20 protein-coding genes and 1 pseudogene are annotated in these 24,065 nt (G+C 63.9%); 12 read left to right on the top strand and 9 right to left on the bottom strand.

Going from position 1 to position 24,065, the window contains the following annotated elements; translation table 11 throughout:
* Positions 1–9: 9 nt before the first annotated feature.
* Complete coding sequence (locus VKR55_RS18585; protein ID WP_324405493.1) at positions 10–1,377, bottom strand: lipopolysaccharide biosynthesis protein; 1,368 nt, start codon at positions 1,375–1,377, stop codon at positions 10–12.
* Between the two features lie 204 nt (positions 1,378–1,581).
* Positions 1,582–2,421 (bottom strand): protein-disulfide reductase DsbD domain-containing protein, encoded by an 840-nt coding sequence (locus tag VKR55_RS18580; protein ID WP_324405492.1) that lies wholly within the window; start codon positions 2,419–2,421, stop codon positions 1,582–1,584.
* 126 nt (positions 2,422–2,547) lie between these two features.
* Here VKR55_RS18580 and VKR55_RS18575 point away from each other — a divergent pair, with 126 nt between their 5' ends.
* Positions 2,548–3,222, top strand: coding sequence for a YqgE/AlgH family protein (locus VKR55_RS18575; RefSeq protein ID WP_324405490.1), 675 nt, complete (start codon positions 2,548–2,550; stop codon positions 3,220–3,222).
* 152 nt (positions 3,223–3,374) lie between these two features.
* Here VKR55_RS18575 and VKR55_RS18570 read toward each other — a convergent pair whose 3' ends face one another.
* On the bottom strand, positions 3,375–4,265 hold the full coding sequence (locus VKR55_RS18570) for a TauD/TfdA dioxygenase family protein (protein WP_324405488.1): 891 nt from the start codon (positions 4,263–4,265) through the stop codon (positions 3,375–3,377).
* A gap of 114 nt (positions 4,266–4,379) precedes the next feature.
* A complete protein-coding gene (locus VKR55_RS18565) occupies positions 4,380–5,159 on the bottom strand; it encodes an SDR family NAD(P)-dependent oxidoreductase (RefSeq protein ID WP_324405487.1) in 780 nt (259 codons plus the stop codon).
* Positions 5,160–5,337: 178 nt separating this feature from the next.
* Here VKR55_RS18565 and VKR55_RS18560 point away from each other — a divergent pair, with 178 nt between their 5' ends.
* Positions 5,338–6,072: an SDR family NAD(P)-dependent oxidoreductase gene (locus VKR55_RS18560; RefSeq protein WP_324405485.1), complete on the top strand. Its 735-nt coding sequence runs from the start codon at positions 5,338–5,340 to the stop codon at positions 6,070–6,072.
* A 10-nt stretch (positions 6,073–6,082) separates the two neighbouring features.
* On the opposite strand, the gene VKR55_RS18555 is transcribed toward VKR55_RS18560, so the two are convergent.
* Positions 6,083–7,753 (bottom strand): SGNH/GDSL hydrolase family protein, encoded by a 1,671-nt coding sequence (locus VKR55_RS18555; protein ID WP_324405484.1) that lies wholly within the window; start codon positions 7,751–7,753, stop codon positions 6,083–6,085.
* A 153-nt stretch (positions 7,754–7,906) separates the two neighbouring features.
* Positions 7,907–9,232 (bottom strand): lytic murein transglycosylase, encoded by a 1,326-nt coding sequence (locus tag VKR55_RS18550; protein WP_324405512.1) that lies wholly within the window; start codon positions 9,230–9,232, stop codon positions 7,907–7,909.
* A gap of 235 nt (positions 9,233–9,467) precedes the next feature.
* Here VKR55_RS18550 and galU point away from each other — a divergent pair, with 235 nt between their 5' ends.
* Positions 9,468–10,349, top strand: a complete 882-nt coding sequence (galU, locus tag VKR55_RS18545; RefSeq protein WP_324405482.1) for a UTP--glucose-1-phosphate uridylyltransferase GalU — start codon at positions 9,468–9,470, stop codon at positions 10,347–10,349.
* 141 nt (positions 10,350–10,490) lie between these two features.
* Here the strand turns inward: galU and VKR55_RS18540 are convergent, their stop codons facing one another.
* Positions 10,491–11,984 (bottom strand): GGDEF domain-containing protein, encoded by a 1,494-nt coding sequence (locus VKR55_RS18540; RefSeq protein ID WP_324405481.1) that lies wholly within the window; start codon positions 11,982–11,984, stop codon positions 10,491–10,493.
* A 153-nt stretch (positions 11,985–12,137) separates the two neighbouring features.
* Between VKR55_RS18540 and VKR55_RS18535 the strand changes: the two genes are divergently transcribed.
* Complete coding sequence (locus tag VKR55_RS18535; protein WP_324405479.1) at positions 12,138–12,389, top strand: DUF7662 domain-containing protein; 252 nt, start codon at positions 12,138–12,140, stop codon at positions 12,387–12,389.
* A gap of 35 nt (positions 12,390–12,424) precedes the next feature.
* On the opposite strand, the gene VKR55_RS18530 is transcribed toward VKR55_RS18535, so the two are convergent.
* Entirely contained in the window at positions 12,425–13,300 is an 876-nt protein-coding gene (locus tag VKR55_RS18530) for an ABC transporter substrate-binding protein (RefSeq protein ID WP_324405477.1), read from the bottom strand.
* Between the two features lie 103 nt (positions 13,301–13,403).
* Here VKR55_RS18530 and VKR55_RS18525 point away from each other — a divergent pair, with 103 nt between their 5' ends.
* Entirely contained in the window at positions 13,404–14,330 is a 927-nt protein-coding gene (locus VKR55_RS18525; protein WP_324405475.1) for a LysR family transcriptional regulator, read from the top strand.
* Between the two features lie 142 nt (positions 14,331–14,472).
* Here VKR55_RS18525 and VKR55_RS18520 read toward each other — a convergent pair whose 3' ends face one another.
* Positions 14,473–15,393 carry a complex I NDUFA9 subunit family protein gene (locus VKR55_RS18520; RefSeq protein ID WP_324405474.1) on the bottom strand — a complete coding sequence of 307 codons (921 nt, stop codon included), beginning with the start codon at positions 15,391–15,393 and terminating at the stop codon, positions 14,473–14,475.
* A gap of 71 nt (positions 15,394–15,464) precedes the next feature.
* Here VKR55_RS18520 and VKR55_RS18515 point away from each other — a divergent pair.
* From VKR55_RS18515 to VKR55_RS18485, 7 genes and pseudogenes are all read left to right on the top strand, one after another.
* Positions 15,465–15,674 (top strand): annotated as a pseudogene (locus tag VKR55_RS18515) (MFS transporter); the annotation flags it as partial.
* A 116-nt stretch (positions 15,675–15,790) separates the two neighbouring features.
* The gene (locus VKR55_RS18510; protein ID WP_324405511.1) at positions 15,791–16,696 is read left to right on the top strand and encodes a LysR family transcriptional regulator; all 906 of its coding nucleotides are present in this window, start codon (positions 15,791–15,793) and stop codon (positions 16,694–16,696) included.
* 127 nt (positions 16,697–16,823) lie between these two features.
* Positions 16,824–17,768 carry a 5-dehydro-4-deoxyglucarate dehydratase gene (kdgD, locus tag VKR55_RS18505; RefSeq protein WP_324405472.1) on the top strand — a complete coding sequence of 315 codons (945 nt, stop codon included), beginning with the start codon at positions 16,824–16,826 and terminating at the stop codon, positions 17,766–17,768.
* A gap of 29 nt (positions 17,769–17,797) precedes the next feature.
* Complete coding sequence (gudD, locus tag VKR55_RS18500; RefSeq protein WP_324405470.1) at positions 17,798–19,153, top strand: glucarate dehydratase; 1,356 nt, start codon at positions 17,798–17,800, stop codon at positions 19,151–19,153.
* 39 nt (positions 19,154–19,192) lie between these two features.
* A complete protein-coding gene (locus VKR55_RS18495) occupies positions 19,193–20,641 on the top strand; it encodes an aldehyde dehydrogenase family protein (RefSeq protein WP_324405468.1) in 1,449 nt (482 codons plus the stop codon).
* 217 nt (positions 20,642–20,858) lie between these two features.
* Positions 20,859–22,400: a galactarate dehydratase gene (gene garD / locus VKR55_RS18490; RefSeq protein ID WP_324405466.1), complete on the top strand. Its 1,542-nt coding sequence runs from the start codon at positions 20,859–20,861 to the stop codon at positions 22,398–22,400.
* 266 nt (positions 22,401–22,666) lie between these two features.
* Positions 22,667–24,013: an extracellular solute-binding protein gene (locus VKR55_RS18485; protein ID WP_324405465.1), complete on the top strand. Its 1,347-nt coding sequence runs from the start codon at positions 22,667–22,669 to the stop codon at positions 24,011–24,013.
* The last annotated feature ends 52 nt before the right edge of the window (positions 24,014–24,065 follow it).

Below are 24,065 nucleotides of genomic sequence, written 5' to 3'. Positions count from 1 at the left end.
AATTTCTAGTTATTTTCCGAATGCCAGCACGTGCAGGCCAAGCCGGCGGCGCACGATCCAGAACAACAGCACGGTCTCGAAGGTCAGTGACAACGACGTCGCAGCCGCCGCGCCGTGGCCGCCGAAGCGCGGCCCCAGCGCGACGCAGAGCATGACGTTCATGGCAAACGCCAGCGCATAAGCGAGCGCGCAGATGTGCTGGTGGCCGAGCATGTTGAGAAGGCGCTCGACCGGCCCGATCGCCGAGCGCACCACGAGCCCGATCGCGGCGACGAACATGATGTCGTAGCCGACCACGAATTTTGGTCCGAACAGCCAGAGCAGCGGCTTGCCCATCGCAAGCAACGCGATGGTCGCCGCAAGCGAGGGCCAGAACGTCCAGTTGATCGCATGCGCGACGTAGGCCTCCAGCCGCGGCTTGTCACCAAGCGCGTTATATTCCGCAAAGCGATGCGCCGTCGTCGCCGACATCGCGTAGTGAATGAAAGACACCAAGGCCAGCGTCTTCACCACGGCGAAGTAGACGCCGACCTCCTCTGAGGAGCGGAACTGCTGCAGCACCAGCACGTCGGTGTAGGAGAGCAGGAGGTAGAAGCTTTCGACGAGCAGGATCGGCAGCGAGATCGCAAGCCAACCGCGAACGTCGTAGGCCTTCGGTCCCTGTTCGACGCGCAAGCCGAGGCGGCGGTTGAGCACGATCATCTGTCCGATCATGGCGATCCATACCGCCGCCGCGCTTGCGGCCATCGCGGCGCTCGCGCCGAGATCGAAGCCGAGCACGAACAGTCCGGCGGTGATGCCGATCATCAGCGCCTGGCGCACGATGAATTGCGGCATCAGGCCGAGCCGCATCCAGTCATGCGAGCGTGCAATGCCGTCCTGCGTGTTGGCAACGACGAAGGCAGGCAGCGTCAGGCAGCCGATCACGAGCGGCACGACCTCGCCCGGCCGCATCCACGGCGACAGCAGTTTGACGATGCCGGCCAGTCCAAGTGAGATCGCAGACGAAACCGCAAAGGTCATCCAGCGGCTGCCGGAGAGAAAGCCGCGGAGCAGCGCCTGCTCGCCACGCGTGCGGTATTCCGGGATGATCTTCTGCGCGGACGCCGAGATACCGAAATCCATCATGCTGCCGAGCAGCAGCACCCAGGTCCAGACATAGACGTAGATGCCGTAGTCCGATCCGCCCATCCAGCGCGCAAGCAGGATCTGCGAGAGATAGGCCATCGCCGCAGAGAGCACGCGGATGATGAAGATGGTGCCGGCAAGCCGCCGCGTCAGCGATGCTTCGCTTGGGCCCCCGGCGAGCTTCGCCTTCAATCGCGCAAAGAGCCCGCTTCGTGGCGCAGTTGCAGGTTGAGCATCGATGGCGGCCACGGCGAATTCCTAATGCCGCGCATGGCGGCGACGATTTGCTCTATCAACGGTTCGTTAAGATTTGGTTGGATGTGAGCCGTCGTTCCGGGGCGCGCAGCGCGAACCCCAATGCGCAATGGCGCATTGGGGAACCTCGAGATCCCGGGTTCGCGCCGCACGCGCCCCGGGATGAGGATTGCCGTCGTCTCTCGACGACGGCAATCCTCAATCCAGATTGATGTTGAACTCGTAGCTGTGATCGCCGCCGACCAAGGTTAGCTTCAGCGCGGCGCCGTCCGGATTGACGCCGGGCGGCACGCCGTCGAGCTGGAACGCGAAGCGCTTGATGCCGGGCGGGCTGTGCTCGACCAGTTTCGGCACCGGCAGGCCCCAGTCCGGCGTCGGCCCCTCGACGAACAGGTTGACCGGCCGGTCGTTGGGGCTGGCCACGTCCACCAGGACCTGGTCCTTGCCCTCGCGCCTGACGTCAAGGATGGTCAGCGGATTGGGGTCACCGACATTGGCGGGCTTTGGAACCGTGTCGAGCGCGGCGAACAGCGCGCTATCTTCCGTGCTCGCCACGCTGTTGAAGGTCAGTTCGGCATTGGCCTCGACCGGGATACAGAGCTTCTCGCACACGGCGTAGTTGATCGCGGCACGCAAGATCACCGGCTTGTCGATAGTCTTGGCAACGATGCGCAGCGGCAGCACGACCTGGTCGTGGTAGCCCAGCGATACGCCGCCGGCGCCGTCATCGAATTTCTTCGGCGCCGGCCACAAAATCGTCACCGCCTCGACATTGTCGGACTTGGAGAAGTCGAAGCGTGGCGGAACACCGGAATCGCCGGGGGTGCGCCAATAGGTCTTCCATCCCGGCTGGAGCTGGAAAGCGACGCCACCGAGCAGCACGGCGCCGCTGCGCGAGCCCGCGAGCAACCGTACCGCCGAATGCCCGTCCTTTTGCCAGGGCGAGGCATCCTGGGCGTGGGCGGTGGTGGCGAACGAGGCGGCAAGGAGGGCTGCGGCCAAGACGAGTGCGGAAGCTGAAGGAACTGTGGCGTTCATGAGACGTCTTTACAGGCTCGACGCGAGGCAAACCATTGAATTGCTTGTGAGCGTCAAGCCCTAAGCTTGATTGACAGGCCCGCCGCCCAATATCAGGATGGTCCCCAACATGAGAGTGCTTTGCGAATGGACCCTCAGGATAAAAAACCGGGCGACATTCGCCGCAAGCCCGCCGGCAGCGGTGCCGGAAAGGCGGCCGGCATCGGTGACAATTCGTCCAGGCGTAGCTATCTCGACGGCCAGCTTCTGATCGCCATGCCCGTGATGGGCGATCCCCGCTTCGAGCGTTCGGTCATCTACATGTGCGCGCATTCCGCCGACGGCGCCATGGGCATCATGGTGAACCGCCCGGCGGGCAGCATCGATTTCCCCGATCTCTTGGTGCAGCTCAACATCATCAACAAGGATGAGCAGATCAAGCTGCCGGATACTGCGGAAAGCATGAAGGTGATGCGTGGCGGGCCGGTCGAGACTGGCCGCGGCTTCGTGCTGCATTCCTCGGATTTCTTCCTCGCCAATGCGACGCTGCCGATCGACAGCAAGATAAGCCTCACCGCGACCGTCGACATCCTCAAGGCGATCGCCGACGGTAAGGGACCCAAGCACGCGATCCTGGCGCTCGGTTATGCCGGCTGGGGGCCGGGCCAGCTCGAGACCGAAATCCAGGGCAATGGGTGGCTCCATTGCGACGCCGATCCCGATCTCATCTTCGGCGACGACGTCGACGACAAATACGCCCGCGCGCTTGCCAAGATCGGCATCGATCTCGGCATGCTGTCCAATGATGCGGGGCACGCTTAGCTCCGCCCGTCGTGACCGGGCTTGACCCGGTCATCCATCATTTTCGCAAGAGTCTTTCTAGGCGATGGATGCGCGGGCCTTCGCCGCGCCGAAGGGGCTTCGGCCCCGCAGGCGGGTCAGCCCCCGCGCATGACGAGTTATCGTTGCTGAGCCTACTCCGCCGCTTCCTGCGCGACCGTCGGCATGGTGCCGGCGACGGTGGCGCGGCGCATGTCGCGCGGCTGCGACTGATCGTAGCGACGGACGCGGTGCATGGTCTGGCGGTTGTCCCACATCACGAGGTCGTGCAACGTCCATTTGTGCACGTAGACGAACTCCGGTTGCGTCGCGTGCTCGGTGAGATCGCGCAAGAGCAGCCGTCCTTCCGGCATGCTCATGCCGCGCACGGCGCCGGCATGCGAGGAGAGATACAGCGACTTGCGGGCATGCACCGGATGCGTGCGCACCAGGCGCTGCAGCACGGGCTTGAACATCTGCTTCTCCTCCTCCGTGTAGTCGAGGAAGCCGAGCGAGCCGCGCGAATACATCAGCGAATGCTCGCAGATCAGGTCGTCGATCTCGGCCTTGGTCTCGCCGTCGAGCGCGTCATAGGCCGCGCGCATGTCGGCGAATTCGGTGTTGCCGCCCTTCGGATTCACCACGCGCGCCGATAGCAGCGAGAATTTTGCCGGGATCGCGCGGAATGACGAGTCCGAGTGCCACAGGCAGTTGCCGAGGTTGAACAGATGCACGCGGCTGTCGCGTGCCAGCGGCTTGCCGTCCTTGCCGAGATTGGAGACGTCGTTGAGCCCGGCGGAGCCGAGGCGGTAGTCTTTCTGCTTGGTGATATTGCCGCCGTGCGGATTTTCGCGCTCGCCGAAATTCAGCGCAAACGCCATCTGCTGATCGTCGGTGATGTCCTGGCCGTGGAATACCAGCACGGCATATTTGTCCATGCCGGCCTCGATCTCGGCGGCTTCGGCCTTCGTCAGCGGCTTGCGCAGATCAAGCCCTGAAACCTCGCCGACAAAATGCTTGTGAAGCTGCCGGATTGCGATCGCCATCACTTTAACTCCTCAGCCGTTTCTCTCCTGAAGCGAAAGGCGGTTGTCCCGCTCGATTGCATGAAAAGCTACTACCGGCGAAGACGATGTCAACGCTTCGGCAGCATGGCTGGTTTACGCATTCCGCGCCATCAGCCCGCCGTCGACGGGAATGACGGCGCCGGTCAGGAAAGAAGCCGCCGGCAGGCACAGGCTCAACGTCATGTGCGCGACCTCCTCGGGATCGCCGTAACGGCCAAGCGCGGTGCGGCGCTTGGCGTAGATGATCTTGTGCTCCTCGGGAATCCGCTCGGTGATGGCGGTGCGGATCGGGCCGGGACAGATGCAGTTGACGGTGATGCCCTCGCGGCCGAGCTCGACCGCCAGCGAGCGCGTCAGGCTGGTCACGCCGCCCTTGGCCGCAGAGTAGGGGCTGTGCAGAGCGGTTGCGCCCAGCGCTTCGGTGGAGGCGATATTGACGATGCGCGGGCATGGCGATTTGCGCAAGTAAGGCAGCGCCGCGCGGATGATACGCGGATGCGCCGTCAGCATGACAGCAATCCCTCTCGCCCAGGCATCCTCATAGGCGGGATCGTCGATCGCGACCCGCACGGAGATGCCGGCATTGTTGACGATGATGTCGAGGCCGCCGAAATGCGCGGCGACCTCGCCCACGACGCGGTCGATCGCGCTGGCGTCGCCGACATCGAGCGCCCAGGCTCTTGCGGTGGCGCCGCTTGCGCCGATCTCGTCGGCGACCAGCTTCGCGCCGTCGGCGGAGACGTCCGTCACCGCGACATGTGCGCCTTCATCGGCAAACACGCGCGCGGTGGCGCGACCCATGCCGCTCGCCGCGCCCGTGACCAGAACACTCAATCCTTGCACCGAGCGGCTGAGCTGTTTGAATTCGGACATGGTGTCTCCCCAAGCGATCGATTGACAAGGTCGTAAGCCATCCTAGAGCACCATGGCGCCAAGTTAAGCGCCATCGTGCTCCAGATTCATGTTTGAGCATGATCTTTTCGGAAAACCGGTGTCCACTTTTCCGGATCATGCTCTAAGACGAGACGAACAGCGACGGGAAGGGATAGACATGAACGAGCTTGATTTCTCGGGGAAGCAGGTTCTGGTCGTCGGCGGCTCCTCCGGCATCGGCAACGGCATTGCGCAGGCATTCCGCGCCAGGGGCGCGCGGGTTGCGGTGTGCGGCACGCGCGCGGCGGCCTCCGACTACTCACCGGACGACGGCTCGCACCTCGACGGCCTCGATTACTACCGGCTCGACGTCGGCGACGCCGGCGCCATCGATACATTCAATCCGTCGCTTGAGAGGCTCGACGTGCTGGTGCTGGCGCAGGGCGCGGTGATCTATCGTCGCGGCGAGTTCGAGATGACCGGCTTTCGCGCCGTGCTCGAAGTCAACCTGATGAGCCTGATGGCTTGCGCGACGAAATTCCATGCGATGTTGCGCGCGAGCAAGGGCGCGCTGATCATCGTGAGCTCGACCGCGGCCTATCATTCGACCATGGGCAATCCCGCCTACAATGCCTCCAAGACCGGCGCGGTCGGGTTGACGCGCACGCTTGGCGACGCCTGGGCGGAGGACGGCATCCGCGTCAACGGCATCGCGCCGGGACTGGTTGATACCAAGATGACCAAGGTGACGACCGCGAACCCGAAGCGGCTCGAAGGCGCGCTGGCGCGGATTCCGCTGAAGAGGCTCGGCACGCCGCAGGACATGGCCGGCGCGGCGTTGTTTCTGGCCTCGGAGCTGGCGTCCTACATCGTCGGCCAGACCATCGTGGTCGATGGCGGGCTGATTTTGTGACGTCGCGGGATTATTGTATCCAGGCCGAGCGGCCAACGGGGGCAGGCGGGCGCGGGATGGACTGACGCGGCGGCACCTGACGCTGCGGCGAATTGCCGAAGCCGAAGAAATTGCCAAACGGATTGTTTTGAGGCGGCGGCTTCCTGGCCGGCTGAGGCCTCGGCGGCGCAACTGCGGCAGCCGGCGCTCCTGGCGCAACGGGGGCGGCCGGCGTGATCGCGCGCTGGCCGGGCGTGCCGGCGCGCGGTCCCGGCCTCGCGTTGGCGACCGGCACGTCGCCCTTGGCCGGCTCGCGTGCGGCCTCGCGGCGCGGCCAGGCGTAATCGTCGGCGCGACCGGCAGGCGCGGTCAACGCCTCACCCTTGACCAACGTGCGCGCGGCCAGCGGATCGACCGCGGCAGGCCGCGTGCCTGGACCACCGAGCAATTGATCGCTGCTGACGCTGGCGGCGACCAGCGGCAGGATCGGTCCCGCCATCGGGCGCGGTGCGGGCTGGCCGGGCACGGCGTTGGCCTCGGGCGTCGCGGGCTCCGTCGGCAATGCGAGCGGCGCCGAGCGGGCGGCGAGCAGGCGGGTGACCTCGCGCTCGACATAATGCGCAAGCTTTCGCGCGCCATACTTGGTGAAATAGACGCCGTCCCAGGAACGGAGCTGGCGGATCTGGCCTTCGAAGTCAGGGCCTTTTTGCAGAAAGAGGCCGCGCTCGTCGACAAAGCCGTCCCAGACGTCGACATAGGTGATTCCGGCCCTGGCCGCCTGCTCGCGATAGAGCGAATCCAGGAACAGCATGTCGGAGGTGCCCTTCGGTCCGCGGATCGCGGGGAGGCCGACCCAGACCACCGGCACCCCCTTGGATTTGACGACCGCGATCATCTCCTCGATCTTCTTGGAATAGAGCTCGACCCAGCGCTCGTCGCGGAACTCGTAGATGCCGTTCGGTGAGCGCGGGGCTTTTTCCTGTGGGGGCGGCGTCTCGCTGTCGGCTTCGTCGAGCTCGGCGTCGGCGCCCTTGTCGTCTGCCTTGTTGTCTGTCTTGGCTTTGTCGCCCGCTTTTGCTTTTTCGTCCGCCTTGCTTTCCGCGGGCTTGCCCTTCTTGTCGCCCTTCTTCTCGGCCGACTTTTCCTTGTCCTTTTCCTTGTCCTTCTCGACCACGGGCTCGTGGATCGGAATGCGGTCGTTGAGGCCGAGCATCACGACGATCGCATCCGGCTTCTCGGTCGCCAGAATGCCCTTGGCGGCGGCGGCCCAGTCGGCGGGCTCGCCCTTGGGCTGGTAGCGGATCAGGCCGGAGGTGTTCCTGGCCTTGCGGATCACGCCTATGTCGGGCTGATCGGCGTAGGCGTCTTCCAGCCCATAGGCGAGCCAGTCCGCCATGCCGTCGCCCATCACCAGGACGTTGCGCTCGGGCACGGTTTCGCGCTTCTCCGGCGGTGGCGCCTTGGAGAAATCCTGGTAGACGCGCCTTGGCGCCTGCGGCTGGAACGGGGCAAAGAAGTCGCTGCCGAACCAGCCTCCACCGCCGCGCGGTGCCGCCCGCGGCGGCCCGCCGAAATTGCCGAAATTGAAGAACTGTGCGGACGCAGGTCCCACGATGCCGATCAAAAGCGCAATCGCCACCGCGAGCACGGCCAGCGGACCGGTCTCGGTGAAGATCTTCAGGAATGACGGCGGCTTGATCATGCGGCTCGGTCAGTTGAGGAACGGCAACATCATAATAACGGAATCGGGCCGCAAACGGGCAGTTTCCTTCCCATAAAACGGCCTCCGCCGCACCGGTCAAGGGCGCTGCGGAAATGTGCTTGATGGCGTTGTTCTTAACGCGAAACGGGCGATTTAGTGCCCGCGGAGCTGTTCAAGCACCTCGGAGGTGGCAAATCCGTCGGCCGGCGCGCCGATAGAGGCCTGGAAGCTGCGGAGCGCCTGCCTGGTTTCGCCACCGAACTGGCCGTCCGGCGTGCCCTTATAGAAGCCGCGCTGGGCCAGAAGCTGTTGCAGCTCCAGCCGTTCGGCGAGCGACAGGTCGCGCTCCTGCCGCGGCCAGGGTTGAATGAAAGGCTGGCCGCCGCGCAGACGGTCGGCGAAATGGCCGATCGCAAGCGCATAGGCCTCCGCGGGGTTGTATTTCATGATGACGCGGAAATTCTGCAGCATCAAAAAGCCCGGACCCGACGCGCCGGCAGGTGTCAGCAGGTAGGCCTTTTCATTGGGATGCGGGAAGGGCTGGTTGTTGGCGCGCACCACGCCGAGATGCTGCCATTGCGCCATGGTCATGACCTTGGAGCGGTCGGCCAGCATGTAGTTGAAGCCCTGCGGCGCCGACACCTCGTAGCCCCAGGTCTGGCCGGTCTGCCAGCCGTCCTTCTTCAGGTTGTTGGCGGTCGAAGCGATGAGGTCGGCGGGATCGTCGACCACGTCGCGGCGGCCGTCGCCATCGGCATCGACCGCGTAGCGCTTGAACGCGGTCGGCATGAACTGCGTCGCGCCGAACGCACCGGCCCAGGAGCCGTGCAACTGGTCAGGCCTGAGATCGCCGTGGTTGAGGATTTCCAGCGCCGAGAGGAATTCCTCCCTGAAATAGGCCTGGCGGCGGCCGATGCAGGCGAGCGTCGCGGTCGACTGCAGCACGCTGCGGTCGCCGATCTGGGTCGAATAATTGGATTCGACGCCCCAGATCGCTGCCACGATGTTGCGGTCGACGCCGTAGGCCCGCTCCATCGCGTCGAACTGCGGCTTGTACTTGGCCAGGGTCTCCTTGCCCGCGGCAAGGCGATCGTCGTTCACCAGGATGTCGAGATAATCCCAGATCGATTTGGTGAACTCCGGCTGTGCATCGAGCAGGTCCATGATGTGCAGGTCGGGCGTCAGCCCTGCAGTAAAGCGCTGAAAGTTCTGCTGGCTGATGTTGCGCCGCGCGGCGTCGGGCCACATCCCGGCGACGCAATTGTTGAAATTGGCCGCGGCCTCGCGGATCGCGCTCGCCGTCATCAGGGGATGACCGGAGGCGCCGTCCTGGCCGCTCCAGGGGATCGTGGAGGGATCACCGGGCACTGCCGGCTGTTGCTGCGCCGGCGTGTCGGTTCTCTGGCCGGAGAAAACGCCGCCGAACAGGCTGGAAAGCCCGCCGCCCGATTGCTGCGCGGAGGCCGGACCTACGAACATGCGGGCCGCGATCAGCGCCCCCAGAAGCGACTTCGTCAAAAGTTCCGTCCGAGGCGTCATGTCCCACCCGCTGCCCGACAAACAGGCTTTCCCGACAAATCAGGCTTTCAGGAGGCCTGCTCACGGTTTCCAATGGATTAACAAAATCGGACTTTGTGCGTTACCCACCTTTGTGACCGGCCGAAAAACCGGCTAACAACCCCCCCTCGTTTCCTTCTCCAGCTCCCCAAATCCCATGAAAATCCGCAAAGCCGTCTTCCCCGTCGCCGGACTCGGCACCCGCGTCCTTCCCGCCACCAAGGCGATGCCGAAGGAGATGCTGACCATCGTCGACAAGCCTCTGATCCAGTACGTGGTCGACGAGGCGAGGGAAGCCGGCATCGAGCATTTCGTCTTCGTCACCGGCCGCAACAAGGGCGTGATCGAGGATCATTTCGACCGCATGTTCGAGCTTGATGCCACGCTCGAGGCGCGCGGCAAGAAGGCCGAGCAGGACATCCTGGCGCGCGACCAGCCTGACGCAGGCGCGATGAGCTTTACGCGACAGCAGGCCCCGTTGGGGCTCGGTCACGCGGTCTGGTGCGCGCGCGACGTCGTGGGCGATGAGCCGTTTGCGGTGCTGCTGCCCGACGAACTCGTGCTGAACACGCCCGGCTGCCTCGCCCAGATGATCGAGGCGGCGGCCAAGCTGCCCGATAAATCCAATCTGATCGCGGTGCAGGAAGTACCTGCCGATCAGACCCATCAATATGGCATCTGCGGCATCGGCAAGCGTCTCGCCCAGCGCGGCGTGTTCGAGGTCGCCTCGATGGTGGAGAAGCCGCCGAAGGGCACTGCGCCGTCGAATCTCTCGATCACCGGGCGCTATATCCTGCAGCCGGAAATCTTCAGGATCCTTCAGACGCAGGAGCGCGGCGCGGGAGGCGAGATCCAGCTCACCGACGCCATGATCGGGCTGTCGAAGTCGCAGACGTTCTACGGCGTAGAGTTCGAGGGCGAGCGCCATGATTGCGGCTCCAAGGCGGGCTTCCTCCGCGCCAACATTGCTTATGGCATGGCCCGCGCCGATTTGCGCGATGGCCTGCGCGAGGAGATGAGGAAGTATCTGGAGCAGTGACGACGGTCGCGCTGCGCGTCCGTCGTCATTCCGGGGCGCCGCAAAGCGGCGAACCCGGAATCTCGCCGGCGTTTGCCTGCTCAACAACTTCGAGATTCCGGATCGGCGCGCGCCGCGCGCCGTCCGGAATGACGGTACGGCCTAAGCCGCCAGCGGCAATACGGGTATCGGCGCCATCACGCAGCAATTGCGGCCCGCCGCCTTGGCGGCGTAGAGCGCCTTGTCGGCGGCATTGACGAAGGCATGCCAGTCCATCGCAGCGGTCGGCGTGACGCTGGCAATCCCGACGCTCACCGTGGAGATGGTGGGCTCGTCCGACCATCCCTGCACCTTGCGGCGGATGGTTTCGGCCACCATCATGGCCTCGGCACTGGCCTGACCCGGCAGCAGCACGGCGAACTCCTCGCCGCCATAGCGCGCGGCGCAGTCGCCGGCTCGCGTCGCCGCATCCGAGATGCAGATCGCGATCCCGACCAGCACCTGGTCGCCGGCCTGGTGGCCATAGGTGTCGTTGTAGGCCTTGAAGTGATCGGCATCGATCATGAGCAGCGACAGCGGCGTCTTGTAGCGCACCGCGCGGCGCCACTCGATCTCGATGGCCTCGTCGAATTTGCGGCGATTCTTCAACCCCGTCAGCGCGTCGGTGGTGGCCAACTCCTCCAGCTTGTCCTCGGCCGCAGCGCGGCGGCGGATTTCACGCGCCAGAAACAGCGTGACCGCGAGCACGAAGGCAATCAGCGCCATCACCAGGGCGCCGATCCGGATCGCCTCGGTGCGCCAGAGATTGAAGACGTCGCTGATGGGCTTGCCAACCACGACGATGAGCGGACTGTTGCTTGCGACGCGGACATAAAGGCGCGGAATGTCATCGACGGGGCCTACGCCGGAAAACATTCCGCCTGGTTCCACGCCCGGCTGCTTGCCGCGCGGCAAGTCGCTGATCTTCTTCCCGATCACGCCGAGATCGAACGGGCGGCGCATGATGATGGTGCGGTCCTTGCGCAGCACGCAGATCGTGTCGCCCTCCGAAAGCTGCAGGCGGGCGAACAGCTCTTGGAAATAGGTGAAGCGGATCGAGCCGACGACCACGCCGAGAAACTTTCCGTCCTCGCCGCTGATGCGGCGGCTCAGCACGATCGAATAGGCGCCGCGATGCATGATCGGCCCGCTGATGTAGAGGCCGACATCGGGATTGTCGCGATGAACCTTGAAATAATCCTCGTCGGCGCGGTTCTCGCGCACAGGATCGAGCGTGGATGCGTCCGCAGTCAGCCGCCCCTCGGCGTCGAACACCTGGATCGCGCCGAAATGCTTGGCGGTCGCGGCATGATCAAACAGGATCAGTTGCAGGATCGGCCTCGAGACGTTCTTGATCTCCGGCAGCACAATGTTGCTCGCGACCGCGCGCAGCGAGAGGTCATAGACTTCGATGTTGCGGCTGAGATCGGCGTCGATGCTGGAGGCGAGAGTCTCGAGCGACTGCCGGGCAAGCGTTTCCTCGCCGCGCCGCATGTCGAGCATGACATTGGCGCAGATCGCGGTAAAGCCGATGACGGTGGCAATGGAGGAAGCAATCAGCAGCCTTGCCGATAGCCGCCACCGAAAAAGCCCGATTTTGCTCCGTCCAAATGGCATGCATGCGCTCCGTCGTCCTGCATGCGCCAGAAACATTGCCGTCGGCTTAAATGACGACAACGATGCGTTAATCAGTTAACGGTTCCTTAGCCTCGCACTCGGTTTTTGAATGGAATCGCAATGCGGCGGGCGCGTACAGGGAGACACGCGGAAGTGAACGATTACGACGCGCTGCGCGATTATCTCAAGAAGCAGAGCCTGCCCGAATTCGTGCTGAGCTTTGCCGAGATCGAGGAGATCATCGCAGGCGAGCTGCCGCGCGCAGCGCAGCGCGCCTCCTGGTGGGATTCGCTCCGCAGCCCGCAGGAGAAGATGCCGCAGCGCGAGGCCTGCCTTGCCGGTGGCTACGTCGCGACCCGTCTGCCGGACGGCAAAAGCGTGCGCTTCCGGCGGCTGAAGAAATAGGTCCCGCTCGCGCTCCGCCCCTGGCGCCTCTACGCTCAGAAAGCGCCGAGCCTGACCGTCGCCCTGTCGTAGAGGCCGTCGCCCATCTTGCCGGCTTCAAAAATGCCGTGCTTCTCGATCCATTCGAACGACTGCTCGTAGACCTCCCGCGAATAGGGCTCGAACACGATGCGCTCGCCTGGCCCCCAACGCCGCGTGTCCATCGCCGCGTGGAAGCTGTCGGGAAATTCGTTCTTGTAATAGTGGGTGTAGAACTCGGGACGCAGATCGATGTCGCGCTGGGCCTTCTTCAAGGCGCGGAAGTAGCGCTTGATGTCCTCAGGCGCCGGATCGCCGTTGATCATGGATGCGATCATGAAGGTTGTATCGATGATCTTCCGGTAGCCGAGCTGCTCGGCAAAGTAGTAGGGGCCGTTGAACAGCGCCGCTGCCTCGCTCTTGCCCTCGAACAACAGCTCCATCCTGCGGAACAGCATGCCGTCCTCGAACGTCAGGTTGATTTCGCCGGGCTGCAGGTACTGCTCGAGCGCCTGGATCGTCGAGTAATGGCTGCCCGACTGGAATCCGACCGAGATGGGCACGCCGGCGAGATCGGCTGGCGTGCGAACTTTCGAATCCGCCGCAACGAAGATTCCGGAAGGCGCTACCGAGTAGACGTCGGCGTAAAGCTTGGCGTGGCCTTTCGAAGCGGCGACATTGACGGTCCAATGGCAGGCGCAGCTCACGTCGGCCTTGCGCCCCTTCTCGATGCTCTGGAAGGCGCCTTCGTTGACCTTGTTGTGGTGCTGGCCTTCGGTCGAGCGGATCAACTCGCGGAACTCATAGTCGAGCCCTTCGGCGCCGAAATAGCCTTTCTCCTCGGCGACCCATTCCTGCAGGCGAAAATGCGATTCGATCACGAACTTGGTCATGTTTCTCTCCATGGCGGCGCGGCGGGTCCAAGCCGCCGATTTTCTTTGACGGCAGGATAGCAAAAGGCGATCAATGATCCATGCCGAAAAGGGAATGTTTCATATGCCTGGACGGGAATCTCCGGAGCTCGATCTCCGCAGCCTCAGGATGCTCGACGCGCTGATCCGCGAAGGCAGCATCACGGCCGCCGCGCAAGCGCTTGAAACCACGCAGCCTGCGATCAGCAAATTATTGCGCCGGTTGAGAACGCATTTCGACGACCCGCTGGTGGTCCGCCGCGGCCGCGGCGTGCAGCCCACCGCGCGCGCCGTGGAGATGTCGGCACAGATCCGCAGGCTCCTCGAGATGGCCGACGGCCTCCGGCAACAGCGGATGCCGTTCGATCCCGGGAAGTCGGAGAGGACCTTCAGCCTGCTGGTGACCGATGTCGGCATGGTCCGTTTCCTGCCGCCGCTGGTTGCCCGTCTCGCCGGCTTGGCTCCGAACATCAAGGTGCGGGCGCTGCCGCTCGACTCCCGCCACTTCGCGCTGAAGCTGGAATCTGGCGAGGCCGATCTCGCGCTCGGCGCGTTTCCAAGGGCCGCCGGTCACCTGCGCGTCCAGCGGCTCTATTCTGACGGCTATGCGAGCGTGGTGCGGCGTGGCCATCCGCGCGCGGCCGAGGCTCGCACGCGCAAGGGCTTTCCTGGCGAGCAGCATATCCTGATCACGGCGTCCGAGACCGGGCATGCGGCGCATCTCGAGACGCAGCGCGCGCTGACGCGTGCGATTGCGCCATCCAACATCCTGCTGCAGGTGCCGAGCTTCATTGCAGGCGCGATCGTAGCCTCGCAGACCGATGGCGTGGCGACGCTGCCGGCCAACCTCGCCGCGCTCGTTGCCGCGCCGCTCGGCATGAGCGTGTTCAAGACGCCGGTGCCACTGCCGCGCATCGAGATCGCGCAATACTGGCACGAGCGGTCGCATCGCGATCCCGCGCACCGCTGGCTCCGATCAATCACGCTCGAGCTGTTCGGCGATCGTGAATGAGTTGCCGGTTGTTCTCGCGCTTCAGCCGGTGCCGCGACCGGAGATTGCGGCAGCGAGGCCAGCAGCAACACGGATGCTGACGCAGAGCGGGACGATGTCCTTGAAGATGAACTCGCCGGTCAGATTCCACGCCATCGGATTCTCATCCGCACTCCGACAGCATCTTCTGGAGTATCGGCTCAACCGAGTGCGGCGAAATCCCAAGTTCAACAAAGCCAGGCATCTCCGGCGATGACACGGTATCGATCTGCATCAGTTCCACCTGATTGCGCGTGAGAAGTGGGGCCGGGAGCATTTCGGAGGCCCATGCCAATGCGCGCCAAACGGCAAACGGGATTGGAATCAGGATGGGCGCGACGCCAGCCTGGCGCGCGACGAGTCCGACAAGTTCCTCGTATGAGTAGACGCGAGGGCCGCCGCACTCGAAGGTCATCGGTTGCGTCTCGACCCGCTGGATGATCCGAACAATCGCCTCCGCCACATCTTCCACATAGGCCGGCTGCAGCCTCATCAAGCCACGGCCGAACATCGGATAGATTGGGAGTCGGCGGAGAAGCTTGAGGATGGTAGTGAGAAATTCATCGTCCGATCCGAACATGACCGCCGGTCGGATGATATGTGCGTCGGCGAAAGCTGCCCGGACCACGCGTTCACCTTCGCCGCGCGCTCGGATGTACCGTGATTGGGATGCGGCATCGGCGCCGATTCCTGAAATTTGAATGAGCCTCTTGACCCCGGCCCGGTACGCTTGGGCCGCTATCCTTTGGGCCGCTTCGACGTGAACGGAATGAAACGTGCTTTGCCCGTGCTCGACGTAAAGGCTGACCGTGTTCACAGCGGCGTAAGCGCCGGCAATCGCATCCGCGACAGACCGTTCGTCGTGAATATCGGCCTCGACGGATCGAAGTTGCGGATCATCACGGCCAAACTGACTGTGCGCCCGATCTGGATGCCTTGACGCGATCCGGACGAGGAATTCCTGACGGCGCAGATGCCGGACGATGCGGCGACCGAGGAAACCGGTTCCGCCGAACACGGTGACGGTGCGACCGTTTGTTGCCATCCCTGGATGTCGCTCGAGAGATAGCAGCATAGCACGCTGCCATCGCGCTGACCAACGCTGTAGCGTTTTCGAGAGAGGCCGGCGGCCTCTCCGGTGGCCTGTTCAACACCTGCGGCAATCTATCGAGCATCACGACCCCGATCATCATCGGCTATATCGTGGCCGCGACCGGGTCGTTCAACGGTGCCTTGGTGTTCGTCGGCCACAACGCGCTGGTTGCCGCGATCGCCTATCTCTTCATTGTCGGCAAGATCGAGCGGGTTCAGTTGCAGGAGGTGTGAGGTTTGCAGCATAGGTAAAAGCATAACGGCGACCATCTCGGCCGCCGTCTTTGTTTCCGGGAAGATCGATGCTAGAAATGGCAAATAAGCGCCTCGTCTATTCCGGGCATGCATCGATGTTCGACCTGAACCAGCTCCGCTGTTTCGTCACGGTTGCGGAAGAGCTGCACTTCGGTCGTGCGGCGGCGCGGCTCAACATGACCCAGCCGCCGCTCTCCCGGCAGATCCAGGTGCTGGAGCACATCATCGACGCGCCGCTGCTCGAGCGCACCAGCCGCTCGGTCAAGCTGACGCCCGCCGGCCGCAGCTTCCTGCCCGAGGCGCGGCGCATCCTGAAACTGGCGGAGACCGCCTCGCAGGTCGCGCGCCGCATTGCGCTCGGCAAGACCGGCTCGCTCAAGATCGGCTACACGGCGGCCGCCTCCTACGGCTTTCTGCCCGATCTGATCGCAGCCTGCCGCGCGCGGCTGCCGGAGGTCGATTTCTCGCTGAAGGAGATGGTGTCGGGCGATCAGCTCGAGGCGCTCGCCTCGGGTCAGATCGATGCCGGGTTGTTGCGACCACCGGTCGCGCGGCCGGAGTTGGCCACGAAACGCGTGCTGGCCGAACCGCTGATGGCCGCGATTCCGAAGAAGCATCGCCTGGCGGCGCAGGCGACGGTGGCGATCAAGGATTTCGACAACGAGCCCTTCGTGATGTATTCGCCCTATGAGTCACGCTACTTCCACGATCTCCTGGTCGCGCAATTCTCGCGCGCCGACATTTTGCCGCGCTATGTGCAGCATGTCGGCCAGATCCACTCCATCCTCGCTTTGGTGCGCGCCGGCCTCGGTGTATCGATCGTCCCGGCGGCTGCGGCGAACCTGAAGATTGCCGACGTCAGACTGAAGCCCTTGAAGCTGCGCGCGCCGGCGGCGGTGGAATTGTTCATGGTCTGGCGCCGCGAGGACGAAAATCCGCTGCTGCCGGCGCTGATCGCAATCGCCGGCGATGTCGCAGGCCCCGACGCGCGCGACCATTGATGCGGATTGTGCATTGGTTGATACCGCCATTGGCTTGGACGCGCATCGCGCTCGCTTCTAGAACAACAGTCACAGATGCGCGCTCCGCGCGTCCGCCAAATCAGCCGAGATTTCAGGGAGTGGTGCGATGAGCAAGATGACCCCGCAGGAGATGGCCAAAAAGATCGGCTCTGGCCTGCTGTCGTTTCCCGTGACGCCGTTCAAGGCGGATTATTCGTTCGACGAGGCGACTTACCGCTCCAACCTGGACTGGCTCTGCGGCTATGACGTCGCCGGCCTGTTCGCCGCCGGCGGTACCGGCGAGTTCTTCTCGCTGACGCCCACGGAAATGCCTGAGGTCGTGAAGGTCGCGGTCGACGAAACCAGGGGCCGCGTGCCGGTGCTGGCCGGCACCGGCTACGGCACGGCCATCGCGCGGGAGATCGCTGTCGGTGCCGAGAAGGCCGGAGCGGATGGCCTGCTGCTGCTGCCGCCCTATCTCGTCCATTCCGAGCAGGAGGGTCTCGCCGCCCATGTCGAGGCGGTCTGCGCGTCAGTGAAGATCGGCGTCATCGTCTATAATCGCGACAATGCCATCCTGCAGCCCGACACGCTGGCGCGGCTTTGCGAGCGCTGCGAAAACCTCGTCGGCTACAAGGACGGCATCGGCGACATCGAGCTGATGACGCGCGTCTATTCCAGGCTGGGCGACCGCCTCACCTATATCGGCGGCCTGCCGACCGCGGAAACCTTTGCGCTGCCGTATCTCGACATGGGGGTCTCGACCTATTCGTCGGCGGTGTTCAATTTCGTGCCGGAATTTGCCACCAGGTTCTACGCCGCGGTGCGCCGCCGTGATCACAAGGTGATCCATGCGGGGCTAAAGGATTTCATCCTGCCGCTGATCTCGATCCGTAACCGCAAGAAGGGGTATGCGGTCTCGATCATCAAGGCCGGCATGAAGATCATCAGCCGCGATTCCGGCTCCGTCCGCCCGCCACTGACGAATTTGACGGAGGCCGAGATGGCAGAGCTGGCCGCGCTGGTGAAGAAATTGGCTTCGACGACGGCGGCGATGCAGGCGGCTGAGTAACGCGAAGCCTGAGACCGAGGGAGGAGCCCATGATCCCGGAAGCGATCCGCGCCGGTTTTTCCGGCGCGCCCGCCGTGACGAGCATGGAGGTGATCCCGGTCGCCGGCCGCGACAGCATGCTGCTCAATCTGAGCGGCGCGCATGCGCCATTCTTCACCCGCAATATCGTCATCCTCACGGATAACTCCGGACATACCGGCGTCGGCGAAGTGCCGGGCGGGGAGAAGATTCGAAAGACTCTGGAAGATGCGCGTCCGCTGGTGGTCGGCAAGACCATCGGCGCTTGCAACAACATCCTCGCTTCCATGCGCGAGACCTTTGCCGATCGTGACGCCGGCGGCCGCGGCAAGCAGACCTTTGATCTGCGCGTGATGATTCATGCAGTGACTGCGGTGGAATCCGCGCTGCTCGATCTGCTCGGCCAGCATCTTTCGCTGCCCGTCGCGGCGCTGCTCGGCGAGGGCCAGCAGCGAAAGAGCGTCGAGACCCTCGGCTATCTCTTCTTCGTTGGGGATCGCCGCAAGACCGATTTGCCCTACGTCGAAGGCGAGACCGGCAAACCGGCCTGGTTCAATTTACGCCATCAGGAGGCTATGACTCCCGATGCAGTGGTGCGGCTCGCCGAAGCGACGCACGATCATTACGGCTTTGTCGATTTCAAATTGAAGGGCGGCGTGCTGCGCGGTGAACAGGAGATCGAGGCGGTCACCGCGATCGCAAAGCGCTTTCCCAACGCCCGCGTGACGCTTGACCCGAACGGCGGCTGGATGCTGGAAGACGCGGTCCGGCTCTGCAAGGACATGCACGGCATCCTCGCTTATGCCGAGGACCCCTGCGGCGCCGAGGCGGGCTTTTCGGGCCGCGAGATCATGGCCGAGTTCCGCCGCGCCACGGGGCTGCCGACCGCGACCAACATGATCGCGACCGACTGGCGCCAGCTCAGCCATGCCCTGCGGTTAGGGGCCGTCGATATTCCGCTCGCCGACCCGCATTTCTGGACCATGCAGGGTTCGGTCCGGGTCGCGCAGACCTGCCGCGACAACGGGCTGACCTGGGGCTCGCATTCCAACAACCATTTCGACATTTCGCTTGCGATGTTCACCCATGTCGGCGCCGCCGCGCCCGGCAAGGTCACCGCGATCGACACGCACTGGATCTGGCAGGACGGCCAGGCGTTGACTCAGGAGCCGCTTGAGATCAAGGACGGCAGGATCGCCGTGCCCGATCGTCCGGGGCTCGGCATCGAAATCGACCGCGCGGCGATTGATGCGGCCTACGCGCTCTACAACCAGTATGGCCTAGGAGCCCGGGATGACGCCATCGCGATGCAATTCCTGATCCCGGGCTGGACATTTGATGATAAACGTCCCTGCCTGGTGCGCTAGCGAGATTGCGCTGAGAAGAAACTCAAGTGGGAGAGAAAGATGACAGCGATCCTGAAAAACTTCATCGCCGGCGAATGGATCGACGGCTCGGGCATCACCAGAAACATCAATCCCTCCAACACCAAGGATATTGTCGGCGAATACGCCAGGGCCGACAAGGCGCAGACGGAAAAGGCGATCGCAGCCGCCAAGGCTGCGTTCCCGGCGTGGTCGCGCTCGACCCCGCAGGAGCGCTATGACGCGCTGAACAAGATCTCGCTGGAAATTTTGGCTCGCAAGGATGAGCTCGGCCGCCTGCTGGCGCGCGAGGAGGGCAAGACCTTGCCGGAAGGCATCGGCGAGGTCGCGCGGGCCGGGCAGATCTTTGCGTTCTTCGCCGGCGAGGCGCTCAGGATGATGGGCGAGAAGGGCGCCTCCGTGCGCCCCGGCCTTGAAGTCGAGATCACGCGCGAGCCGATGGGCGTCATTGGCCTGATCACGCCCTGGAACTTCCCGATCGCGATTCCGGCCTGGAAGATCGCGCCGGCGCTTTGCTATGGCAACACCGTGGTGTTCAAGCCGGCCGAACTGGTGCCCGGCTCGGCGCACGCGCTCTCCGAGATCATCGTGCGCTCCGGCCTGCCGGCGGGCGTGTTCAATCTCGTGGTCGGCCCCGGCTCGGTCGTGGGCCAGACCATCCTCGAGAGCCCCGACGTCGCCGCGGTTTCCTTCACCGGCTCGGTCGCGACGGGACGCAAGCTGGCGCAGGCCTGCGTGATGTCGAGCAACATGAAGAAATTCCAGCTCGAGATGGGCGGCAAGAATCCGCTGGTCGTGCTCGACGATGCCGACCCCAAGGTCGCCGTCGAATGCGCCACCAACGGCGCCTATTTCTCGACCGGCCAGCGCTGCACCGCCTCCTCGCGGCTGATCGTGACGTCAGGCATCCATGACAAGTTCGTCGACGCCATGACCGAGCGGTTGAAGGGCCTCTCGGTCGACGATGCGCTGAAACCCGGCGTCCATGTCGGCCCCGTGGTCGACCAGAGCCAGCTCGACCAGGATTTGCGCTATCTCAAGATCGGCCAGGACGAGGGCGCGAAGCTGCATTGGGGCGGCGAGCTGTTGAACCGCGAGACGCCCGGCTTCTACCTGCAGCCGGCGCTGTTCACCGAAGCCAGCAACGCCATGCGCATCGCCCGCGAGGAGATTTTCGGCCCGGTGGCCTGCGTCATCCGCGCCAAGAGCTATGACGAAGCGCTCGCGATCGCCAACGACACCGATTTTGGCCTCGCCGCCGGCGTCTGCACCACCAGCCTGAAATACGCCTCGCATTTCAAGCGCAACAGCGAGGCCGGCATGGTGATGGTCAACCTGCCGACCGCCGGCGTCGACTATCACGTTCCGTTCGGCGGCCGCAAAGGCTCGAGCTACGGCGCCCGCGAGCAGGGCTCTTATGCGCGCGAGTTCTATACGACCGTGAAGACGGCTTATACGAATCCGGGTTGAGGCTTGTTGACAAATAGGTGCCGCAGCGGAAGTGCCACCTCTCCCCTTGTGGGAGAGGTCGGATCGCATCGTAAGATGCGATCCGGGTGAGGGGTTTCTCTCCGCCCGGTAGACTGGCAGTTGAATCCGCTGATGCAACCCCTCATCCGGCGCTTCGCGCCACCTTCTCCCGCAAGGGGAGAAGGAACAGTACGCCGATAGAGAAGGAGCAGCGACGATGGGCAAGAGGGAAGTCGTTACCGAAACGCCCCGCTACATCAAGCTCAACGCGCGCGACAATGTCGCGATCGTCGTCAACGACTTCGGCTTGCCGGCGGGCACGCGATTTCCGTGCGGCCTCACGCTGCGCGCCTTCGTGCCGCAAGGCCACAAGACCGCGCTCGTCGATATCGACGACGGCGCGCCGATCATCCGCTACGGCGAAGTCATCGGCACTGCCTTGTCGCCCATTCGCGCAGGCGAATGGGTCGATGAGGCACGCATCCGCATGCCCGAGGCGCCGCCCCTCGACAGGCTCGAGATCGCAACCGCCGTGCCGGCAGCGCTGCCGCCGCTCGAGGGCTATACTTTCGAAGGTTATCGCAATCCCGACGGCTCGGTCGGCACGAAAAACATCCTCGGCATCTCGACCTCGGTGCAATGCGTCAAGGGCACGCTGGACTATGCGGTGAAGAAAATCCGCAGCGAGCTCCTGCCCAAATATCCCAATGTCGACGACGTGGTGCCGCTGACGCACGCCTATGGCTGCGGCGTCGCCATCACCGCGCCCGATGCGGTGGTGCCGATCCGCACGCTGCAGAACCTCGCGCTCAATCCGAATTTTGGCGGCGAGATCCTGGTCGTGGGCCTCGGCTGCGAGAAGCTCGCGCCCGAGCGGCTGGTGCCGGAAGGCATTGGTGACGCCATCGTGCGCATGCAGGATGAGGCCTTTGACGGCTTTGGCGCGATCGTGGACGCCGTCATGACCCAGGCCGAGGCGCGCCTGAAGATACTCAACCAGCGCAAGCGCGAGACCTGCCCCGCTTCCGATCTCGTCATCGGACTGCAATGCGGCGGCAGCGACGCCTTCTCCGGCGTCACCGCCAATCCGGCGGTGGGCTTCGCCGCGGATCTCCTGGTGCGCGCGGGCGCAACCGTGATGTTCTCGGAAGTGACCGAAGTGCGCGACGCGATCCAGCTTCTCACGCGCCGCGCCGTCAACGAGGACGTCGGCCGCGCCTTGGTCCGCGAGATGGCCTGGTACGACGCCTATCTCGCCCGCGGCGGCGCCGACCGCTCCGCCAACACCACGCCCGGTAACAAGAAGGGCGGGCTTGCCAACATCGTCGAGAAATCACTGGGCTCGATCGTCAAGTCCGGCTCGAGCCCGATCGCGGGCGTGCTCGCGCCCGGCGAGAAGGCGCGCCAAAAGGGCATGCTGTTTGCGGCAACGCCCGCATCCGATTTCATCTGCGGCACGCTGCAGCTTGCCTCGGGCATGACGCTGCAGGTGTTCACCACCGGCCGCGGCACGCCCTATGGGCTAGCGGCTGCGCCCGTCATCAAGGTCGCGACCCGCAGCGAATTGGCGCGGCGCTGGAAGGACCTGATCGATTTCGACGCGGGCCGTATTGCGACCGGCGAGATGACCATCGAGGAAACCGGCTGGGAGCTGTTTCGCCTGATCCTCGACGTCGCGAGCGGGCGGACCAAACCGTGGTCCGACCGCTGGGGCATTCACAACGATCTCACGCTCTTCAATCCCGCACCGGTGACCTGATGGCGCGGAGCGCTGTCATCGTGCGCCTCAATTTGACTCTCTTTCGTCGCGAGAGCGAACCGATTCGACTTTGTGCGGATGCCGAGGCCGTGGTGGCGGCAGAGAAATAGGTCAGGATTGTTGTCCGGCTTAGTTACAATAGTCCGCTCGCGGGATCGCGCGTTATGGTGTTTACACAAGAAAAAAGAACAGCAATGCCGGTGGACGAGCCCATCCTTAATCTGGATTCGCCTCCTCTGACCGGAACCGAACCGAGGAGGGAATAGATGAGTTCGAAGCCGTTTCCACGTGTCACGAGGCGCCGGTTCCTCAAGCAAACCGGCCTCACTATCGCCGCTGCCGGCGGCGCACCACTGATCTCCGCACCCTTCGTTTCAAGTGCCTGGGCCGACACCAAGACGCTGTCGATCGTGCAATGGAGCCACTTCGTTCCGGCTTACGACAAGTGGTTTGACCAATTCGCCAAGGATTGGGGCGAGAAGAACAAGATTGCGGTCACCATCGACCACATTCCGGTGGCGAACGTTGCCGCGCGCGCGGCGGCGGAAGCCTCGGCCGGATCGGGACACGACCTGTTCGGATGGAACGGCGCTGGCGGCGCGCATCTCTATCGCAAGTTCCTCGTCGACGTCACAAAGCTCGTCCAGTCCGTCGAAAAGAAACACGGCAAGGCTACCACGATCGGTCGGCAGATCGCTTACAACCAGGATGACCACACCTGGTCGGCATTCCCCGACTACTACATCAACTTCCCGGTCATGTACCGAAAGAGCCTGTGGGACGGCATCGGAGTGAAGCCGGACTCGTGGGACGATATCCGCGTCGGTGGCGCCAAGCTGAAAGCGAAGGGCAACCCGGTTGGCATTTCGCTCGGGCACAGCAATGATCCGGAGAATACGTGGCGCGGCGTGCTGTGGAGTTATGGCGGCCACATTCAGGACGAGAGCGGCAAGAAGGTCGTGCTCAACAGCAAGGAGACGGTCGAGGCGGTCAAGTTCGCCGCCGCCCTCTACAAGGAAGCGATGACGACCGACGTACTGTCCTGGAACGATGCCAGCAACAACCAATACATCGATTCCGGGGTGTCCTCGCTAATCATCAACCCGATCTCGGCCTATCGCACCGCACAGCAACTCAACAAGCAGGTGGCCGACGACATCTTCGTGCTGGAAGCGCCCAAGGGTCCGGTACGCAGGCTGATGGCTGGTGCTCCGGAATTTTACGGCATCTGGAAGTTCTCGAAGAACCAGGACGCGGCAATCGCGTTTCTGGAATATTACTCCGATCACTGGGTCGACGCGTTCAAGGCCAGCACCGGGTATAACATGCCCATTTTTGCCAATCTCGTCCCGAAGCCGATGCCGATTCTGTCCGATGACCCGACATCGACGCCGCACGACAAGCTGGCAGTGCTGCAGAATTCTGACCAATGGTCTGCTGCGATTGGCTACCCGGGACCGTCCTGGCCGGCCACTGATGAGATCTACAACAACTTCATCGTCAGCGACATGATGGCCAAGGCGGCAACCGGTGCGATGAGCCCTGAGGATTCGGTGAAGTGGGCTCACCAGCAATGCGAGGCCGTCTTCAACAAGTGGCTGCACAAGGCCTGATGGCCAGCGCCCGGACCGCCTCGAACGGCGGCCCGGGCCATTCCTGCCGCGG

Origin of the sequence: Bradyrhizobium sp., from assembly GCF_035309285.1 — a bacterium.
In the GTDB taxonomy this organism is placed as follows: Bacteria; Pseudomonadota; Alphaproteobacteria; order Rhizobiales; family Xanthobacteraceae; genus Bradyrhizobium.
The sequence above is the reverse complement of the archived record's forward strand: the minus strand, read 5'-3'. Positions and strand labels throughout refer to the sequence as shown.

Excerpts from the sequence above, each read along its gene's own strand:
- VKR55_RS18525 (WP_324405475.1), top strand. The coding sequence starts at position 13,404 with ATGCCTGGACGGGAATCTCCGGAGCTCGATCTCCGCAGCCTCAGGATG.
- VKR55_RS18575 (WP_324405490.1), top strand. The coding sequence starts at position 2,548 with ATGGACCCTCAGGATAAAAAACCGGGCGACATTCGCCGCAAGCCCGCC.
- VKR55_RS18510 (WP_324405511.1), top strand. The coding sequence starts at position 15,791 with ATGTTCGACCTGAACCAGCTCCGCTGTTTCGTCACGGTTGCGGAAGAG.
- VKR55_RS18560 (WP_324405485.1), top strand. The coding sequence starts at position 5,338 with ATGAACGAGCTTGATTTCTCGGGGAAGCAGGTTCTGGTCGTCGGCGGC.
- VKR55_RS18580 (WP_324405492.1), bottom strand. The coding sequence starts at position 2,421 with ATGAACGCCACAGTTCCTTCAGCTTCCGCACTCGTCTTGGCCGCAGCC.
- VKR55_RS18570 (WP_324405488.1), bottom strand. The coding sequence starts at position 4,265 with ATGGCGATCGCAATCCGGCAGCTTCACAAGCATTTTGTCGGCGAGGTT.
- garD (WP_324405466.1), top strand. The coding sequence starts at position 20,859 with ATGGGCAAGAGGGAAGTCGTTACCGAAACGCCCCGCTACATCAAGCTC.
- VKR55_RS18495 (WP_324405468.1), top strand. The coding sequence starts at position 19,193 with ATGACAGCGATCCTGAAAAACTTCATCGCCGGCGAATGGATCGACGGC.
- VKR55_RS18485 (WP_324405465.1), top strand. The coding sequence starts at position 22,667 with ATGAGTTCGAAGCCGTTTCCACGTGTCACGAGGCGCCGGTTCCTCAAG.
- kdgD (WP_324405472.1), top strand. The coding sequence starts at position 16,824 with ATGAGCAAGATGACCCCGCAGGAGATGGCCAAAAAGATCGGCTCTGGC.
- VKR55_RS18550 (WP_324405512.1), bottom strand. The coding sequence starts at position 9,232 with ATGTTCGTAGGTCCGGCCTCCGCGCAGCAATCGGGCGGCGGGCTTTCC.
- galU (WP_324405482.1), top strand. The coding sequence starts at position 9,468 with ATGAAAATCCGCAAAGCCGTCTTCCCCGTCGCCGGACTCGGCACCCGC.
- VKR55_RS18530 (WP_324405477.1), bottom strand. The coding sequence starts at position 13,300 with ATGACCAAGTTCGTGATCGAATCGCATTTTCGCCTGCAGGAATGGGTC.
- VKR55_RS18565 (WP_324405487.1), bottom strand. The coding sequence starts at position 5,159 with ATGTCCGAATTCAAACAGCTCAGCCGCTCGGTGCAAGGATTGAGTGTT.
- VKR55_RS18555 (WP_324405484.1), bottom strand. The coding sequence starts at position 7,753 with ATGATCAAGCCGCCGTCATTCCTGAAGATCTTCACCGAGACCGGTCCG.
- VKR55_RS18540 (WP_324405481.1), bottom strand. The coding sequence starts at position 11,984 with ATGCCATTTGGACGGAGCAAAATCGGGCTTTTTCGGTGGCGGCTATCG.
- VKR55_RS18520 (WP_324405474.1), bottom strand. The coding sequence starts at position 15,393 with ATGGCAACAAACGGTCGCACCGTCACCGTGTTCGGCGGAACCGGTTTC.
- gudD (WP_324405470.1), top strand. The coding sequence starts at position 17,798 with ATGATCCCGGAAGCGATCCGCGCCGGTTTTTCCGGCGCGCCCGCCGTG.